Here is a 16,937-nt window from a genome sequence, read left to right as displayed (position 1 = left end):
GGTGGCTGCCTTCTTAAAGGCGGTCAGAATGTGTTTTTCCCATTTTTAGATAACCGCCGAAAGGCGGTTATTTGCATTTAGAGACCCCTTTCGGTTTTATGACTAAGGAGTCTTACATGAACAATAAAACCATCATCCTCACTGGCGATCGTCCCACCGGACCGCTGCATCTTGGCCATTATGTGGGGTCATTGCGCCAGCGCGCCGCGCTGCAACATGATTATCGGCAGTTTATATTGGTGGCTGATCTGCAAGGGCTAACCGATAACGGCAGCACACCGCAAAAGATCCGCAACAATATTCCCGAGGTACTTGCCGACTATCTTGCCGCAGGAATAGATCCTTCACTGACCACTATTTGTTTGCAATCGGCCCTGCCTGCCCTTGCGGAACTGACCGCGCTTTATATGAATATCGTCACCGTGGCTCGCGTAGAGCGTAATCCTACGGTTAAAAACGAAATTGCGCAGAAAGGGTTTGCCCGCTCGTTACCGGTTGGTTTTCTGGTTTATCCCATCAGTCAGGCGGCAGATATTACGGCCTTCAAAGCCGAAGTGGTTCCCGTCGGCGACGATCAGTTGCCAATGATTGAACAGACTAATGAAATCGTGCACAAGATGAATAGCCTGTTACCGGCCCCCGTCTTATCGCACTGCAAAGCGCTGCTGAGTGAAACCAGCCGCCTACCAGGGATCGACGGGAATGCCAAAATGTCAAAATCGCTTGGTAACACATTGCTCCTGTCAGCCAGCGAAGAAACCATTCATCACGCGGTCAGTGTAATGTACACCGACCCCAATCATCTGAAAGTATCCGACCCGGGGCAAATCGACGGCAATATGGTATTCATTTACCTCGACGCTTTTCATCCGGATAAAGCAAAAGTGGCGGAAATGAAAGCGCATTACCAACGGGGTGGACTGGGTGACCGGACATGCAAAAACGAGCTGGAGGTGTGCTTGCAGGAACTCATCGCCCCAATGCGCGAGCTGCGGGCAACCTACATTCAGGATAAAGGCATGCTGATGGCAATGCTCAAAAAAGGCAGTGAACAGGCGCACGAGATCACGCAGCAGACATTAAGAGAAGTGAAGCAAGGGCTGGGTTTGCCGGTGTTCTGAACTCGACCTATTACAGTCGGCCCAATAAATAAAGACAGCTCCCAACGAGTTACCTTCGCCGGGAGCTTTCAGAATCTTCCCCACGTTTTATCAGCAAAATGCACTAATGTTTTATTTCGAAATCAAAACCTCATTTCAGGCGATGGCCCCTCTGAGAAAAGGCATGGATTGTCGCCGAAGAGACTATGCTACTCAACGAGTGGCAAAAGGAAGCATTTCATCTGTATCTACAGACAAAGATGCCCGTTTTTCAATGTGAGTTAAACCAATGGAAAGTCGATCATTTATTCTCATATTAGTTCAAACTGGAGATGCTGTTATCATTACCCCTATAATAGGAGCATTAAATATATTATAACGCTCCTATTGAACCTACCGCTTTGGTTAGGTAATGCTTATAGTTTAAAACGTTAGAGAAATTTACTCGGCTAAATATCCACCATCAATTGGATAAACTCCTCCGGTACAGAATGCGGATTTGTCTGATAGCAAAAACAAGATGAAGTCTGCTATTTCTTGCATTTTTGCCATCCTTTTCATAGGGTGGCTATTGGCGAAGCTATGTACGATATTTTCAGGAAGTGCACTCATTCGCGGGGTCTGGACATAACCAGGAGCGACTGCATTTACTCGAATTCCTTGACATGCAAATTCTAGCGCTGCGGTTTGGGTTAAACCAATTATACCATGCTTAGCCACGGTGTAAGGCGCTAATCCAGGAATGCCAACCAGGCCATTTACGGCAGATAAATTCACTATTGAGCCACCAAACTTCATCATCTGAGGTATTTCATATTTTAGGCAGTAAAAAACTCCGCTCAATGAGGTGGCAATAACCTTATCCCAGTTCTCAACTGTTTGCTCTGTTATGTTTTTACCATGATCACCTGTTAAGCCTGCATTATTTACAGCATAATCAAGTCTGCCGAAGCGTTCGATAACCTCATCGATCATTTGTCGTACTTGTTCGGGCTGTGATACATCACATCCGATCCCCATCGCTTGTTGACCCTGTGAAGATAATTGTTTCGCTTTTTGTTTAGCCTGCTCTGACGAACGGGCGACAATAATGACCTTAGCACCATGTATGTGTAATTGCTTTGCGACGGCCTCACCTATTCCTGTAGTGCTTCCTGTTATCACAGCAATTTTATTTTGGAAATTCATACTCCCCCCAAAGATGTAGAATTGAACCTTTCATCTGGGTTAGTATACAAATGAGCTGTGACAGTTTTTGTCAGTACTCTTTCTCCTCGCTAATCCCTTCTTTTACTCTCCATTTTTTCAATAAAACCGCCCTGCTTTCACTATAAAAGGAATCCAGTTGCTCAATTTCCTTAATTTTGTCAGTCCTAAAGTGGCGAAAATCATTTCTCATCTCACACCATGCAACCAAAAGCCAACATGACTCCATGTATACCAACCCAATGGGCCATATGACTCGAGAAGAGTAAGAGTCTTTCTTATCACAATACTTTATTTTGATTCTCTTTCGCTTTTTAATAGCATTGCGAATATCTTCAAAAAACATCTCATTTTTTTCTGAAGGACCAATCAGATAGGATTGACTTTCAATAAGATTTTTCAACTCACCGGAAATGACGGTATGTATTTTGGCAAGTGCATTCTTAGCGATAATTTTGAAATCATGGTCCGTATTATGAGAGACCCAATTCAATCCAAGCGTAATAGCATTGACTTCTTCATGAGACAGGTTTAAGGGTGGCAAATGAAAATCAGATTTAACGATATAACCAATTCCAGCACCACCTTCAATGCATACCCCTTGATGCTGCAGCGTTTTTATATCTCTGTAAAGGGAACGCACACTTATCCCTAATCTTTCTGAGAGTGTGGATGCAGTGATCGGATATCTTTGTGCCCTTAATATCTGTAGTAATTCGAGAAGCCTTTCTGTTCTAGTCATAGTGATAAATCCATCATGATCCTGAGACGATTTCTTAAAGCATCTATTAGATAAGCATCTTAGTACAAAGCAAGTGTAGATGGCTAAGTTGAACTGCCCCAAGGTCTGATACCGCGCTAAGTTCGTAATGCGTTCATCAGTGCGTCTGTTTTGAGGACACATTTCATCTCATTGCAGGTGGGTTGTAGCCATTCATCGCTTTTGTCGCCGGCAATACTGTGTCGGAAAGGCCACGGACTCCGACCAACTGCGGGGGATCTGTGGGGGATGAAATCAACGGCACGATCCGGAAAGAAGCGGAAAAGCAGCCCGTCCTGTGTCCACGCAGGCGCGGTACACTGGAGCCAACAATGGATATCCTTACGCATCACGCGATATGGACATGGAACCGCAAGGCGTCATTACAAAACATTCGTAAAGCTTTTCGGATAGTATATCGTGCTGTGGGTGTGAGTGAATTCAGGCAACGGGCAGATATCACCGCAATTTTTACTCTGAACTATCAATTATGAGTCCCCTTTAATCATCAATATTATTGTTGAGACCTGACAATGGTCATTACAGGCTTTATTTCTAATTTTCAGCACCAGATACCCGCTGATATTTATAGAACACATCTGTAATTTACTCCTTATTGGTGTAACGTGTAACTATATATTTCACGGAGTAACCAAATAATAGTATTTATGATTGCACGTGAAACTATTAGTGTATTCATGACTGTGAGATAAGTAGATCGTTATCATATATTATCTTTATATTTCATGAAGATATGATGAAACCTCAAATTCATTTAATTTATTGAAACAATCGTTTAACCTGTTTTGATAGCTTTATTCTATTGATGATTTACTGACCGATCGATATTAACTTGTTTTAAGAGTAAAGGATGTTTGCAATACTTTTATGGCCGAAATATATGTCAACAAATAAATCAACATAAACAAATAGTAAACGGAGTCGCTAATGCACTTGAAATACAATATATCTAACGTTAACGCCAGAATCGGTCGATTCGTTCGTAGCAACCGACAAAAAATGAATATGAGCGCAGAAGAGTTAGCTGTTGAGTTAAATATATGTCAGCAGCATGTATCACGGTTTGAACGGGGGCAGTGCGCTTTTACGTTAGAGTTTATTCTGCGAATTCTGAACGTTTTTAACATAAGACTGAGTCATCTTGTCAGTGAAGTTTTCTATGAGGATTCACAGGTATTTAGCAAGGCCAGAAACATTATCCAAAACAATTCAATGACTAAGACCATTAATTAACGAGCTTGATTTTTTAAAAACAGCATTTACTGGACAATATTCTTCAAGAGAAACTAAATACAACATATTGCTTTTGTATTTCTCTAATTTTTACCGGGTGTGAATATCTAAAACCTGCTACGTGAAGAAAGTCATGCTCCGCATCGCCATGTTTACTTGAATAAAGTGAACATGGCGCTGCACAGGCGTTGTATTTTTAAATCCATAATTAGGAATATTACTTAAATGAAATTAAATAAACTACTGGTTGCTTTATCACTTACTTTTATTTCCGGCTCAGTCCTTGCGGCAGGTGGAGACACGGCCACGCTTAAAGTCACCGGAAAATTAGTGCCGGGCGCATGCGCCGTCAATCTGGATAACGCCGGTATTGTTGACTACGGAACAATGTTAATGACGAACCTGTCTGCAACTGAAGACAATCAACTGCCGGAAAAACGTATTAATATGGGTATTAAATGCAATTCCGAACGACTTGTTGCGTATACCCTTCATGATGAACGTAGAGATTCTCTTTATAATGGTGTGATTAAAAATGCCACCGTTGATGGCAGCGATATACCCGCAAGCAGCAATCAATTTGGTCTGGGGCTTACGAACGACGGTGAAACAACACTGGGGGCATATACTGTTATTAACTGGTTCCCTGATATGACTTATTCGGGTAGCACTGACAATCTGGTGTTTATCAGTAAAAAAATTACCAGCGACGACTGGTCACGCACGGCCTCTGGCAGCACCGTAAACGGCGTGGATGTTGCGGCCAGGTTACACACCTTAGGAAATCCTGATACATTAACCCCGGCAGCTTTCTCTGAATTGAAAGTTCCATTATCTATTAAAGGAGTTCTTCGCAAAGGGGAAGACCTTAAGATTACGGATGAAACGAATCTCGACGGTGAGGCAACGATTTCTCTGGTTTATCTTTAATAATATCCCGTAAATTAATACGATAAAATCAATTTTATCGACTCTGTTTATTACCGGGCCATGTTCTAATGGCCCGGTAAATATACTGGAATAACTACAATGCGTCAGCCATTTTTCTTCTGGAAAGTTCTTTTCATTCTTTCACTTTTCCTGATATGCGTCCCACAGGTTAGTATGGCCACCGGAATGCAGCCTGACAGTTCCCTTTTACTGATCCAGGAAAAGGAAAGCGGAGGCAGCATGAATGTCACCAATACAGACAATATCCCTTCCCTGCTTTACACACAGGTCATTAATGTTGACGGTGAGGATGACACGATTAAACTCCTGCCGACTCAGCCGGTAGTCCGGGTTGAAGGAGGTAAGACTCAGCAAGTTCGATTTATTCTTAAAACGGAAAAGCCGCTAATTACTGAGCATCTTAAACGTGTCATTTTCGAAGGTATCCCCCCAAAAATTCCCGGTAGTAACAAAATTGGTATTACCATACGTCAGAATTTACCCGTACTTATTCATCCAGAAGGATTACCGGAACGAAAAGATCCCTGGACGTTACTTACATGGCATAAAGAAGGCAATCAGCTGAAAGTTACTAATCCAGGCCCCTATGTCGTCCGCCTGGCCCAGCAGTTTGTCACACTACCGTCGAAGACACAATTTGACCTCGGGAGAACGTATTTACTGCCGGGCCAGCATATAACCTTATCATCAGCATCCTCGCTTACGGCTGATAACGAAGTACGTTTTGTTCCAGTCAGCCGTTACGGTGTTCAGGTGTCGGAGTTTATTGCTTCGCTAAATTGAAAGAAACTTTAGCGCCAGACCGGATGTCAGGTTTCAACGCTGAATATTTATTATAAAAACCTATTTCGCATCAGAACGATTTATATCCGAGCTCCTGCAAGGATAGCTATAAGGTTAATAAATGCCCTTTAATTTAATCAGAACATTGCCTGTTCACAGGTATGCATATTATTTATTTCTCGGTCTACTTGGTAGTTACAGTATGATGTTATCCGCCGAACCTTTACTATTTGATGACGGAAGATTAAAAAACCGTGGACTGGATGCTGGTCTGAGTCATTATTTTTCTCACGCCGCACGTTTTTCACCAGGCGAATATCCTGTTAGTTGGGTGATTAACGGGCGCAATAAACGTCAGCTTATGACGCGATTTAATGCGCAGGGCGAACCCTGTATAACCCCTGAAACATCCCGAAATCTCGGACTTGCGTATGAGTTTAATCAAGGATGTCTGGATTATCAGACGCTTTATCCCGCAGCACAGTTAACGGCAGACCCGTATAAAAATCAGATTAGTATTACAGTTCCGACATCTGCGCTGACGCCAGAAAGCATCTTATTACGGAAGGATATTATTCAGGGAGGCACATCGGGGCTGCTTAATTATAATCTGCAGTCGTCAACCACAGTTCAGTCCGGAAAGCACGAAACTTATCAACTGGGACTATTTGAATCAGGACTGAATCTGAATGACTGGCTGCTTCGCAGTCGTCATACGGTATCGTACAGTGACGGAACACGTCGTTCTCAGCGACTATATACTTATGTCCAGAAGACGTTTCAGTCGCTACAACAGACCTTTCAGGCAGGAGAGATATACGCTCGTCAGACGCTACTCGCCATTCCTGGATTAACGGGGCTTCAACTGTTTCCTGATAGTGCACTGCGTCCTGCTCGTAGCGGCGTTTCTGTTCAGGGAATAGCGCGTTCCGCGCAGGCTCGTGTTGAGGTTTATCAAAACGGACAGTTAATCGAGGCAACACAGGTTCCTGAAGGACCGTTTTCATTAGATAACATTTCCATGCTCAGCACGCAGTTTCCGCTGGATGTGAAAGTGACGGAACAGGATGGTCAGTTAACAACGTTTTCAGTACCTGTCACGGCCTTACAAACTCCGGCCGACGCTCCCCTTTATGGGTCTGTGGCACTCGGTAAAGTGCGCGAGACAGTTGCCAGCGATGAATCGGCCCCCTGGCTCATTACCGGAAGTCAGGGGATGCGGATTTCCCGACAGGCAACGCTAAGCGGTAGCGCTCTGGCCTCAGCACAGTATCAATCCGCGGCGGCATCCCTGAGTTTTATTCCGATACCGGCATGGTCACTGTCGCTGCAAACCACGATGGCACAGGAACAGTACACGCATCATGCGGGCAGCAAGGAAAGCCTCAGTCTCCGCTACCAGCTTAACCCTTCCGCCAGTATTCAGGCGGCCTGGACCACAACATCTGCGGGATTTCGTGAGCTCAGCGACGCTGTAAATCATACGACTTCCACAGCGAACAGTTACTACAATGTGGGAGGTAACTGGGCTCATGAACATTTAGGTCTGTTTTCGCTGAGTTACTCGACCTCCTCCGCGCGTGACCATGCCGCCACACCGAAATCATGGTATGCCTCATGGTCAAAAAACTGGCGCTGGGCTGGACATGGTCAGATTAACCTTTCGGCCACATGGCAACGTGTTTCTGGCTCCCGGACGAGTACGCAACGTGACGATGATGTCTTTTATATCCGACTTGGGCTGCCTCTGGGACACGATCGCGTAAATCTGTCCCTTCGTCGACAGGGCTCCCGGACTTATAACGATGTTCAGACCAGCGGACAATGGGACGATATGTCATATTCGCTATCGGCAGGACGGGACTGGCAAAATGCACAAAATACCATCAGCGGCAGTTTTGGGCAGAATTTGCATTATGCCCAGATGAGTGGGTATGCCAGCCAGACCGCCAATTATTGGGGGTATGGCGGTTCGCTAAGCGGTGGGATTTCCTTTAATCAGGAAGGGATACTTTTTTCACCTTATGCGATTCAGGAATCATACGGCGCGCTTTCATTAAATTCTCCGCTTTCCGGGATCAAAGTATCTACCCCGCAGGGCCCCGTCTGGACTGATTATCGCGGCAAAGCGCTGGTTCCCGGCTTAACACCGTGGCAGCCCTCTCGTCTCAATATTGATGTTAAAACGTTGCCCAGACATGTCGACTTAACCAATGGTGCCGCGGAGCTTACCGTTTCGCGAGGAGCCGTCGCATTCACACAATTCAGGGTATCAGACACCCGCAGGGTACTCATGACAGTCAGACGTATTGACGGAAAGCTTCTGTCTAAAGGAAAAGGGATCGTAGACAGCGATGGGCAGTACGTGACGAATTCTCTGGAAAAAGGCCTGGTTTTCTTTAGCAACCTGCAGCCCGGTGAGTCGTTCTTTGTGGGGGATGACAACGGTAGCCCCATGTGCCAGCTACAGTATTCCCTGCCCCCAACACCACCTCAGGATGGTTTATATGAAGAGTTAACGGGAGTATGCGAATGATTCGTTTAATATCATTATGTTGCGGCATCTATTTTATTGTCAGTCCGGTCGTTCAAGCGCAGTGCAATATTATTGCCAGCCAGTTGCGCCACGAATACGGCAAAGTCCGGTTTCAGGATACTGAGCCCAGCGGGCAGGTACAATGGCAGCAGTTGCCCGCCCGTCAGGTACAGGTACAGGTGCGGTGTGATGTTCCTCAACCCATACATATCCGGTTTGATGACAATGACCGTCGAGGACTCGACTTCAGTTTCGGTGAGGAGGGACGGGCAACGGTGATGTTCAGTGAAGCGTTTGTCGATAATAAGAGCAGCCAGTTCGTTGTTCACCACGAGCTTAATAAATCGTCTGAATCACGGTCGCAGACCCCTATTGCTGTTCTCAACGGAGACACAGTTGAGCTCCAGCAGCATCATCAGCCCGTGAACGGGATGTCGGCCACTTTCCTGCTTACGGTTATTCCCCGTGTACAGGCCCGCAGCTTTCAGGTTTCAGATCAGCAGGCGTCAACATTGTCATTACGTATGACCGTACCAGAGAGAGAATAACTCGATGATTTCATTTTGGTTCAAGGAAATTTTTCAGCGTGTTATATACCACCAGTCAAGTGTTACAGGAAAGATGCGCCTGATTTCGCTTATTAAAAGCCGGATACATCGGTGGCTTTGTTGTGCCGGGGGGATATTTTGCCTGTTGATTACGAAGGCGTATGCGGAAAATACGGTGGATGTGAGCTTTTCAGCTGAAATGATCCCGGCGGCATGCCGGGTATCGCTGGATAATGGCGGCACTGTGGATTACGGTACGCTGAGTCTCTCATCGATCCGTTCTTCACCTCCCTATCTGTTGACGCCACGTGTTATCGGCTTGCATATACAGTGCGAGAGCCTGCGACAGGTGGCATGGATGGTCAATGATGAAAAAGCGGAAACCCGGGTCCGTAACCTGATAATTGACTCTCACGATGATAAGACATCTGGTCGGCATTCATCTGACACCCTCTTTGGACTGGGTGTTACCTCAGGTCAAAAACCGATTGGTGGTTACCTGATAACCGCATTAGCCGGGGAGAGCGCCGTGGAAGGCGATATCGCGTCATGGGGGTATCAGACGGGGGAACAAGAACGGAGCATGTGGCAATCAGCCGGGACAGCACTAACACTGATTTCAGGCATCATGAGACTGACTCCGGTGGATGCGAAAAATAATCCCGTGGCAATTCGTCAGTTGACAATCCCCCTCAGGATCTCTGCCGCCATTGCCTCCGATGGCCTGAGCTTACAGGATGAGACTGAGTTACAGGGCGAGGCCACAATCAGCCTGATTTATTTGTAATATTGGGACAAGAATAGTATCCCGCAACACATGTCTGTTGACTTATTTTGTAAAAAGACTACTTTTCAGGACATGAAGAAGATACTCATCATTGTTCCCGATGGCGGCATGCTGTTTGAATCCGCCGGTATTGCCGACATCATGATGCAGGCCAACCGCCTGCATCCCAAAAGCGCTACGGAAACCTGTTATCAGGTTCAGTTAGCCACAACGCAACCACATCAGGTGATCCATGGTCAGTCCGGCCTGAACCTACTGGCAGATCATCGCCTGCATGAGATAGATCCTCGCGAACCTCTCGATACCATCATTATCACCGGCAGAGGTCAAAATCCGCAGGAAGGAATTGCTGTGGTTGACTGGCTGCGCCTTGCCGCTCCCCATGCCCGCCGCATTGCATCCATTTGCGGCGGTGCGATGCTGCTGGCACAAACCGGGCTGCTGGACGGCAGACGAGCCACCACCCACTGGAAACTACTTGAAACCATGCAGGCAGAATTCCCTCAGGTGCGCGTCGAAAGCGGTCCGCTTTATATTCAGGACGAACACATCTGGACATCGGGTGGCGTGAGCTCCGGCTTTGATCTAACGCTAGCGCTGGTTGAAGAGGATTATGGTTTCAGTCTGGCGCGCGACGTCGCTCAAGACTTCGTCATGTACCTGCGCCGTCCTGGGGGCCAGCTGCAGTTTAGCCGCTACAACCTTCAGCATACCAGTACTCTGGGCCCGATTAACGATCTGCTGGTCTGGCTGCTTGAGAACCTCACCGCCGACCTCAGCGTGGATAAACTGGCGGAAAAAGTCGCCATGAGTCCACGTAACTTCACCCGCGTGTTTACCCGGGAAACAGGAGCTTCACCGGCGCGCTATGTAGCTGAAGCTCGTCTGGCCGCCGCCCGGCAGCGTCTGGAGCAGACCAACGAGACGCTGGAGCGTATTGCCGAACAAACGGGATTCGGCAGCAGCATCAACCTGCGACGACTATTCGAAAAACAGCTTCACCTGACCCCGGGCGAATATCGCCAGCGTTTTCATTGTCGTAAAATGGCCTAAAGTGATCCTTTTTTGTCGTTTACGCCAAGCAGTGATCGGCCTAAATTTATGCCAGAGACAACAGATAAGGAGTTGATCATGGTAAAGGTCGGTATTAACGGTTTTGGCCGTATCGGACGTAACGTACTGCGTGCTGCACTGGGTAACTCGGATATTCAGATTGTGGCAATCAACGATCTGACTGACAGTAAAACATTGGCGCACCTGCTGAAATACGATTCGCTGCTGGGTAAACTCGATGCCGACGTCGCCGCCAGTGAGGGGCAACTGGTCGTTAACGGTAATTCCATTACTGTTTTTAGCGAACGCGACCCAGCCAAAATCCCCTGGCGTCAACGTGAAGTCGATATTGTCATTGAAGCAACCGGCTTCTTCACTGAACGAGACAAGGCGGCAGTACATATCCACAGCGGTGGCGCAAAGCGCGTAATTATCTCTGCTCCAGGTAAAAACGATGATTTAACCATCGTGATGGGCGTTAACGATCATCTCTACTCGGCGGATAAACACTTTGTCGTCAGCAACGGTAGCTGCACCACCAACGGTCTGGCACCTGCCGCGCAGGTTTTGCACCAACATTTCGGTATTAAGCATGGTCTGATGAACACCACCCATGCCTACACCAACAGCCAGGCGCTGCACGACCAACCGGAAAAAGATCTTCGTGGCGCCCGCGCCGCTGCATTGTCGATAGTGCCCTACTCAAGCGGTGCTGCAAAGGCGCTTGGCAAAGTCATCCCTGAGCTGGATGGTCGCTTAACCGGTTATTCGCTGCGCGTACCAGTTCCGGTAGTGTCAATTGTCGACCTGACCGTCACGCTTGAGCGGGATGTAACGGAAGAAGAAGTCAATAATGCATTTCGTAACGCCGCCGCGACGGGGCCGCTGAAAGGGATCCTGGGCTATAGCGATGAACCGCTCGTTTCAAGCGACTACCAGGGTGACCCGCGTTCATCCATTATCGACGGCCTGTCAACGTTGGTAATTGGTGGCAATATGGTCAAAATTCTCGCCTGGTACGATAACGAATGGGGATTCTCCAATCGGCTCGTCGACCTGGCGCTGTTAATGGCAAAAAACGAGCGCTAACTCCTGCTTCCCACGCCCTCTTAAAATCCACGCCTGGCTTGGATTTTTTAACTCTGCCACGGCAGATTAAATGTGAGTTTGATGGCGGAGCAATTCCTCTCAACTTAGTCATTTTATTAATCTTACGGTTGCTACCATAATAAAAAGTCACTAAGCGAAGCCTATAACCCGCAGGCAATATGAGTAATGTGAACTTAATTGAGGATTCCGGTATGACCACCTTTCATCAACTTACTGCCACCAGTCTCAATGGCCAACCCATCTCGATGGCCGATTACGCTGGCAAACTGGTGCTGGTGGTTAATACCGCCAGTCATTGTGGATTCACGCCACAATAGCAGGCCTCGAAGTGCTCGATAAGAAGTACGCCGCACAGGGTCTGGTGGTGCTGGGTTTCCCCTGCAACCAGTTCGGTAAACAGGAACCTGGTGGAGCCGATGAAATCGCACAAACCTGTCACATCGACTACGGTGTGAGCTTCCCGATGTTTGAGAAAGTGGACGTCAACGGCGCTGGGACGCATCCGGTGTTTCGTTTCCTGAAAGATGAATTACCCGGCGTGCTGGGTGGATCAAGTGGAACTTCACTAAATTCCTGATCGGGCGCGACGGTAAGCCGCTTAAGCGTTTTGCCCCCTACACGACTCAAGAGAAAATAGAAGCCACGATCCTTGCAACACTAAAAGACTGAGTGCTCATGTCATTCAAACCGTTCCCATTATGCCCCTGCCTGCTGCCTGAATAAAAAACACGCTGCAAAATCAACAAAATATAATCAACTTGCTTAATTACTCTGCAATCGCGTGAGATCAGGAAGAAAAATGCCATTTCCCTCTTGCCTCATTCGGTCTGTGCCGCTAATATTCGTCCCCGTTGTCACCTACAACGTTGCGTTCATAGCTCAGTTGGTTAGAGCACCACCTTGACATGGTGGGGGTCGTTGGTTCGAGTCCAATTGAACGCACCATCTTGCGTCCGTAGCTCAGTTGGTTAGAGCACCACCTTGACATGGTGGGGGTCGGTGGTTCGAGTCCACTCGGACGCACCAAATCATCTCTTCGATTTGGTGCTATTTCCCCTCAAAACTATCGTTTATCTTCAGTTTTATCATTTCCTACGTTGCTACAATAGCAATGCGTTAAATCATTCTAAATTCCATGCTCAACGCGTATCATTCATCTTCTTCGTATAATGTCTTTCGTCAGAGCCCGAATACCATGCCCTCTTCCATTCTCCTGTTCGCCGCGGGCAGTTTACGCCCAGCATTTACTCCGCTGATAAGCCAGTTCACGCGCATGAGTGGAATAGACGTCAAGGTTGAATATGGTCCGGCCGGTTTACTGCGCGAGCGTATTGAAGCGGGTGAACCGTGTGCGCTCTTTGCCTCCGCTAACCGGGAACATCCGCAAAACCTGCTGGTACGTAATAAAGCCGTCTCAACGCACACCTTTTGCTGGAACAAACTGAGCCTTGTCAGCAACCGAATCGGAACCTGGCTGGATTTACTCCGCGACCCAACGCTGCGACCAGGGACATCAACGCCCGGCTGCGACCCTTCCGGAGACTATACCTGGGCATTTTTCGACAATATGGATGTACTGGAACCAGGACTCGGGCAGCAACTTCGGGCGCGCGCTATCCCACTGGTTGGTGGCCGTGATACGGTTAAAATCCCGCAAGGAGAACTGGCGAGCGCCTGGATCCTGCGCCAGGGGCTGGCCGATCTGTTTATCGGTTACGCGCATTACGCACACGCGCTGCACGCGATGACCGACGTACATTACGTGGCTATTCCGGACGAGCACAATATTTTTTGCGAATACCAACTGGCGGTGCTTGATGCATCCAAAGAAGTCATGGCGCTGGTTGAATTCATACTTTCCCGCAGCGGTCAGGCGTTCCTTACCGCCGCAGGATTCTTACCGCTTAACGCCGAATAGAAAACAACGGTGCGATAAACGGCGTAGGGTGATTCTCCACGCTAAGTTTTCGCAGCGGTAAGCCATAGGCCAGAAACAGATTCTCTTCGGTCACAATGCTGTCCGTTGGCCCTGCCCGCCATTTACCTTCAGGGAGTAGCAGCAAAGTATGGGAAGCAACCTGCAACGCATGAAGCGGATCGTGGGTCGAAAAGAGAATGCTGCATCCCTGTTGATGGGCCAAATCGCTGATGAGCTGGAGCACCACATGCTGATTGGCGAGATCCAGCGCGGAACACGGTTCATCAAGTAACAACGTTTGACACTCAGTCACCAGAGCCCGGGCAATCATCACTAACTGTTGCTGCCCGCCAGAAAGTGAGCCAAATGAGCTGGAGGCAAGATGCGCAATACTCAACTGCTCTAATGCCTGCATTGCTCTTTGTTGATCCTGCTGGCTGGGTTGCGCAAAAAGCTTCACGTGCTGTGCCCGCCCCATCAATACCACGTCGCTGACCGTATAAGGAAACGGTAGATGGCTATGCTGTGCCACAATTCCTATCCCACCGTTATTTTCAATACTCCCGCCTAAAGCAGGCAGCGTGCCGGTTAGCGTATCAAGCAGCGTACTTTTACCCAGACCGTTACGTCCAAGCACGGCCCAGATATCACCTTTCTGGCAACAGAACGTTAGCGGCTCAAATAGCGGCGCGCGATACCCATAAGAAAGCTGATTTACGCGCAGTGCGGCAGGTATCATGATTTCTCCCGACGGCTGGTACGAATGAGCAAGAAAGCAAACAACGGCGCACCGAACAATGCGGTGATGATCCCCAGCGGTATCTCCGCGTGCATCAGGGTGCGGGCAATATCATCCACGACAATCATAAAACCGCCCCCCAACCAGAAGGCACACGGCAGTAGACGACGATGATCAACGCCCACCAGCAAACGCGCCAGATGCGGAATAACCAACCCAACCCAGGCAATACTGCCGCTGACCGCCACCTGAGCGGCGACCAAAAATGCGCAGCACACCAAAACGCTGCGTCGCAGAGGAACCACCGCCACCCCCAGTGCTCTGGCATCTTTGTCATTGAGCGATAACAGGTTTATCCGCCAGCGTAGCTGGAACAAAACCGTCGCGGCGATACCGACTGGAACCGCCAATAGCAGTACTTTATGCCAGTTGGCCGTCGCGAAGCTCCCCAGCAGCCAGAACACAATATTAGGTAACGTCTCTTCGGTATCAGCCTGATATTGGATCAGGCTCACCAGCGCGGCAAAAAAGCCGCTCAAAATGATACCTGACAGGATCAACACCAGCGTATTCTCCAGCCCCTGTAACGCAGCAATGGCATACACCAGGATCAATGCCATCAGACCGAAGAAAAACGTTGACCCCATCATCAGCAAGGGCGAAAGACCGAGCAGGATGGCCAGCGTTCCGCCAAAGGCCGCCCCCGACGTCACACCGATAATATGCGGGTCGACCAGCGGATTATGAAATACTCCTTGCAACGTCGCCCCGCATAACCCCAGCGCGCCCCCCGCCAGCAGCGCCATCAGAATACGCGGTAATCTGACCGTCCAGATCACCTGGCTGGCTATTCCCTCAGCGTCGCTATAGTGCGTCAGGTGGTAAAACACCTCGCTTAACGACAGCGGATATTGTCCGAGGCATAGCGAACTGACGCCCAGCAACAGGACCACAACGATTAAGAGCGGTTGCTGGGGCAAAAAACGGTTACTTAGCTGCATCAGACTGCCAGTTCACACGATAAAAACGCTGATAGTAATCTTGCGCCTGCGCATCAACGTCCACATCTTTATAGGCATCCGAATACAGTTTTTTGGCCATCCACAGTTCACCGATCGCCAACGCCTCCGGCATCGGATAGCCCCAGGCTTTGGCGTATTCAGGCATCAACCAGACACGATGATTTTTCACCGCATCAATCCCCTGCCAGTTCGGATCGTTTTGGATCTGAGTTACCACCTGCGGATAGCGATCCTGGACAAAAATCACCTGCGGGTTCCACGCTAATACCTGCTCCAGCGCAACCTGACGGGCCCCTTTCACACTGGCAGCCGCCACGTTCAATCCCCCCGCGTGCTGCATCATCAGTCCTGTGTACTTCCCGGAGCCGTAAGTCATCAGGTCGGGGTTAGCCATATAAATACGGACTTTTTGCGCATCCGGGATGTTTGCAACCGGCGCATTGAATTTTGCTCGTGCCGCAAAAACGTAGTCGATTAACGTTTCAGCCTGCGGTTTGCGCCCCACGACATCCGCAATCAGGCGAATACCCTGCTTTAACCCTTCGTTGTAGACCTGCTCTTCATCGGCCATAGTCGGGTTCATTTTATTCTGTTGCCCGTCGGCATCTTTGCGCAATGAGATAGCAACGACCGGAATACCGGCGTTCTGAATCTGCTGGATCATCTCCGCGGGCGCATAGTTGGCGACAAACACCACCTGTGGATGAATTGCCAGCAGGCTTTCAATGTTCACGCTGGTGAGATCGCCCGGCGTCGGCAATGTAGTAATCGTCGGCATAAAGCGCGCAAATTCAGGCCCGAGCTGTTTTTTCCAGCTCGACATCACGCCAACAATGTCCTGCTGCGCATTGAGCTGGACCAGAATATTCAACGTCTGGTGTTGCAGCACGACCACTTTGTCCACATGGTCAGGAATCGTGACCTGACGACCAAGCTGATCGGTGATCGTACGGTCGGCCTGCGCAGAAAACGCAAACAACATGCTGGCGCATACCAGCACAAAAGAGCGGAAAGTTAACATGGGATACCATCTGAATAGAGGAGTAAAAACGATATGTATTAAATTATATAACGTAATGACTGGCAACCCATTCGCGATAAATACCGCACTACACACGAGGAAGATCAATTTATGCCAGCAATAATAAAGCCGACGGTGATGACAACCGT

The 16,937-nt window shown here is 48.5% G+C and carries 15 protein-coding genes, 2 tRNA genes and 2 pseudogenes; 13 read left to right on the top strand and 6 right to left on the bottom strand.

All coding sequences use genetic code 11. From position 1 onward, the window contains the following. Positions 1–116: 116 nt before the first annotated feature. Positions 117–1,121 carry a tryptophan--tRNA ligase gene (trpS, locus tag WC1_RS13525; protein ID WP_016150180.1) on the top strand — a complete coding sequence of 335 codons (1,005 nt, stop codon included), beginning with the start codon at positions 117–119 and terminating at the stop codon, positions 1,119–1,121. 420 nt (positions 1,122–1,541) lie between these two features. On the opposite strand, the gene WC1_RS13530 is transcribed toward trpS, so the two are convergent. The 3 genes and pseudogenes from WC1_RS13530 to WC1_RS25120 form a co-directional block, all read right to left on the bottom strand. Then, positions 1,542–2,288, bottom strand: a complete 747-nt coding sequence (locus WC1_RS13530; RefSeq protein WP_003029256.1) for an SDR family NAD(P)-dependent oxidoreductase — start codon at positions 2,286–2,288, stop codon at positions 1,542–1,544. A gap of 70 nt (positions 2,289–2,358) precedes the next feature. Beyond that, entirely contained in the window at positions 2,359–3,048 is a 690-nt protein-coding gene (locus tag WC1_RS13535; protein WP_003836487.1) for a helix-turn-helix transcriptional regulator, read from the bottom strand. 134 nt (positions 3,049–3,182) lie between these two features. Beyond that, positions 3,183–3,356 (bottom strand): annotated as a pseudogene (locus tag WC1_RS25120) (DNA methylase); the annotation flags it as partial. Positions 3,357–4,014: 658 nt separating this feature from the next. On the opposite strand from WC1_RS25120, the gene WC1_RS13540 reads away from it, so the two are divergent. The 12 genes and pseudogenes from WC1_RS13540 to WC1_RS13595 all read left to right on the top strand — a co-directional run bounded on the left by WC1_RS13540 (position 4,015) and on the right by WC1_RS13595 (position 14,006). Continuing rightward, complete coding sequence (locus tag WC1_RS13540) at positions 4,015–4,320, top strand: helix-turn-helix domain-containing protein (RefSeq protein ID WP_003836489.1); 306 nt, start codon at positions 4,015–4,017, stop codon at positions 4,318–4,320. A gap of 225 nt (positions 4,321–4,545) precedes the next feature. After that, a complete protein-coding gene (locus WC1_RS13545) occupies positions 4,546–5,250 on the top strand; it encodes a DUF1120 domain-containing protein (protein WP_016150178.1) in 705 nt (234 codons plus the stop codon). A 99-nt stretch (positions 5,251–5,349) separates the two neighbouring features. Then, a complete protein-coding gene (locus WC1_RS13550) occupies positions 5,350–6,054 on the top strand; it encodes a fimbria/pilus chaperone family protein (protein ID WP_003029264.1) in 705 nt (234 codons plus the stop codon). 202 nt (positions 6,055–6,256) lie between these two features. Further along, positions 6,257–8,590, top strand: a complete 2,334-nt coding sequence (locus tag WC1_RS13555; protein WP_231385712.1) for a fimbrial biogenesis usher protein — start codon at positions 6,257–6,259, stop codon at positions 8,588–8,590. Continuing rightward, positions 8,587–9,138 carry a DUF1120 domain-containing protein gene (locus WC1_RS13560; protein ID WP_016150176.1) on the top strand — a complete coding sequence of 184 codons (552 nt, stop codon included), beginning with the start codon at positions 8,587–8,589 and terminating at the stop codon, positions 9,136–9,138. The genes WC1_RS13555 and WC1_RS13560 overlap by 4 nt, the downstream gene beginning before the upstream one ends. 4 nt (positions 9,139–9,142) lie before the next feature. Further along, entirely contained in the window at positions 9,143–9,925 is a 783-nt protein-coding gene (locus WC1_RS13565; protein WP_016150175.1) for a DUF1120 domain-containing protein, read from the top strand. Positions 9,926–9,997: 72 nt separating this feature from the next. Continuing rightward, complete coding sequence (locus WC1_RS13570) at positions 9,998–10,978, top strand: GlxA family transcriptional regulator (RefSeq protein ID WP_003029273.1); 981 nt, start codon at positions 9,998–10,000, stop codon at positions 10,976–10,978. Positions 10,979–11,056: 78 nt separating this feature from the next. Then, complete coding sequence (gene gap, locus WC1_RS13575; protein WP_016150174.1) at positions 11,057–12,067, top strand: type I glyceraldehyde-3-phosphate dehydrogenase; 1,011 nt, start codon at positions 11,057–11,059, stop codon at positions 12,065–12,067. A 212-nt stretch (positions 12,068–12,279) separates the two neighbouring features. Further along, positions 12,280–12,757, top strand: a pseudogene (locus WC1_RS24680) (glutathione peroxidase). Positions 12,758–12,956: 199 nt separating this feature from the next. Then, positions 12,957–13,033, top strand: a tRNA-Val gene (locus WC1_RS13585). A 4-nt stretch (positions 13,034–13,037) separates the two neighbouring features. After that, positions 13,038–13,114: transfer RNA gene (locus tag WC1_RS13590), tRNA-Val, on the top strand. A gap of 169 nt (positions 13,115–13,283) precedes the next feature. Continuing rightward, on the top strand, positions 13,284–14,006 hold the full coding sequence (locus WC1_RS13595) for a substrate-binding domain-containing protein (RefSeq protein WP_016150171.1): 723 nt from the start codon (positions 13,284–13,286) through the stop codon (positions 14,004–14,006). On the opposite strand, the gene WC1_RS13600 is transcribed toward WC1_RS13595, so the two are convergent. Genes WC1_RS13600 through WC1_RS13610 form a run of 3 tightly spaced genes read right to left on the bottom strand, consistent with a single transcriptional unit; the run spans position 13,993 to position 16,788 of the window. Then, positions 13,993–14,745 carry an ABC transporter ATP-binding protein gene (locus tag WC1_RS13600; protein WP_016150170.1) on the bottom strand — a complete coding sequence of 251 codons (753 nt, stop codon included), beginning with the start codon at positions 14,743–14,745 and terminating at the stop codon, positions 13,993–13,995. The genes WC1_RS13595 and WC1_RS13600 overlap by 14 nt on opposite strands. Then, positions 14,742–15,746: a FecCD family ABC transporter permease gene (locus WC1_RS13605; RefSeq protein ID WP_016150169.1), complete on the bottom strand. Its 1,005-nt coding sequence runs from the start codon at positions 15,744–15,746 to the stop codon at positions 14,742–14,744. Before WC1_RS13605 ends, WC1_RS13600 begins: the two co-directional genes overlap by 4 nt. Then, a complete protein-coding gene (locus WC1_RS13610) occupies positions 15,733–16,788 on the bottom strand; it encodes an ABC transporter substrate-binding protein (protein ID WP_016150168.1) in 1,056 nt (351 codons plus the stop codon). The genes WC1_RS13605 and WC1_RS13610 overlap by 14 nt, the downstream gene beginning before the upstream one ends. Positions 16,789–16,937 lie beyond the last annotated feature (149 nt).

Source organism: Citrobacter sp. KTE30, from assembly GCF_000398825.1.
Taxonomy (GTDB): domain Bacteria; phylum Pseudomonadota; class Gammaproteobacteria; order Enterobacterales; family Enterobacteriaceae; genus Citrobacter; species Citrobacter freundii.
Note: the sequence above shows the minus strand (reverse complement) of the source record. Positions and strands in the feature narration are given on the sequence as shown.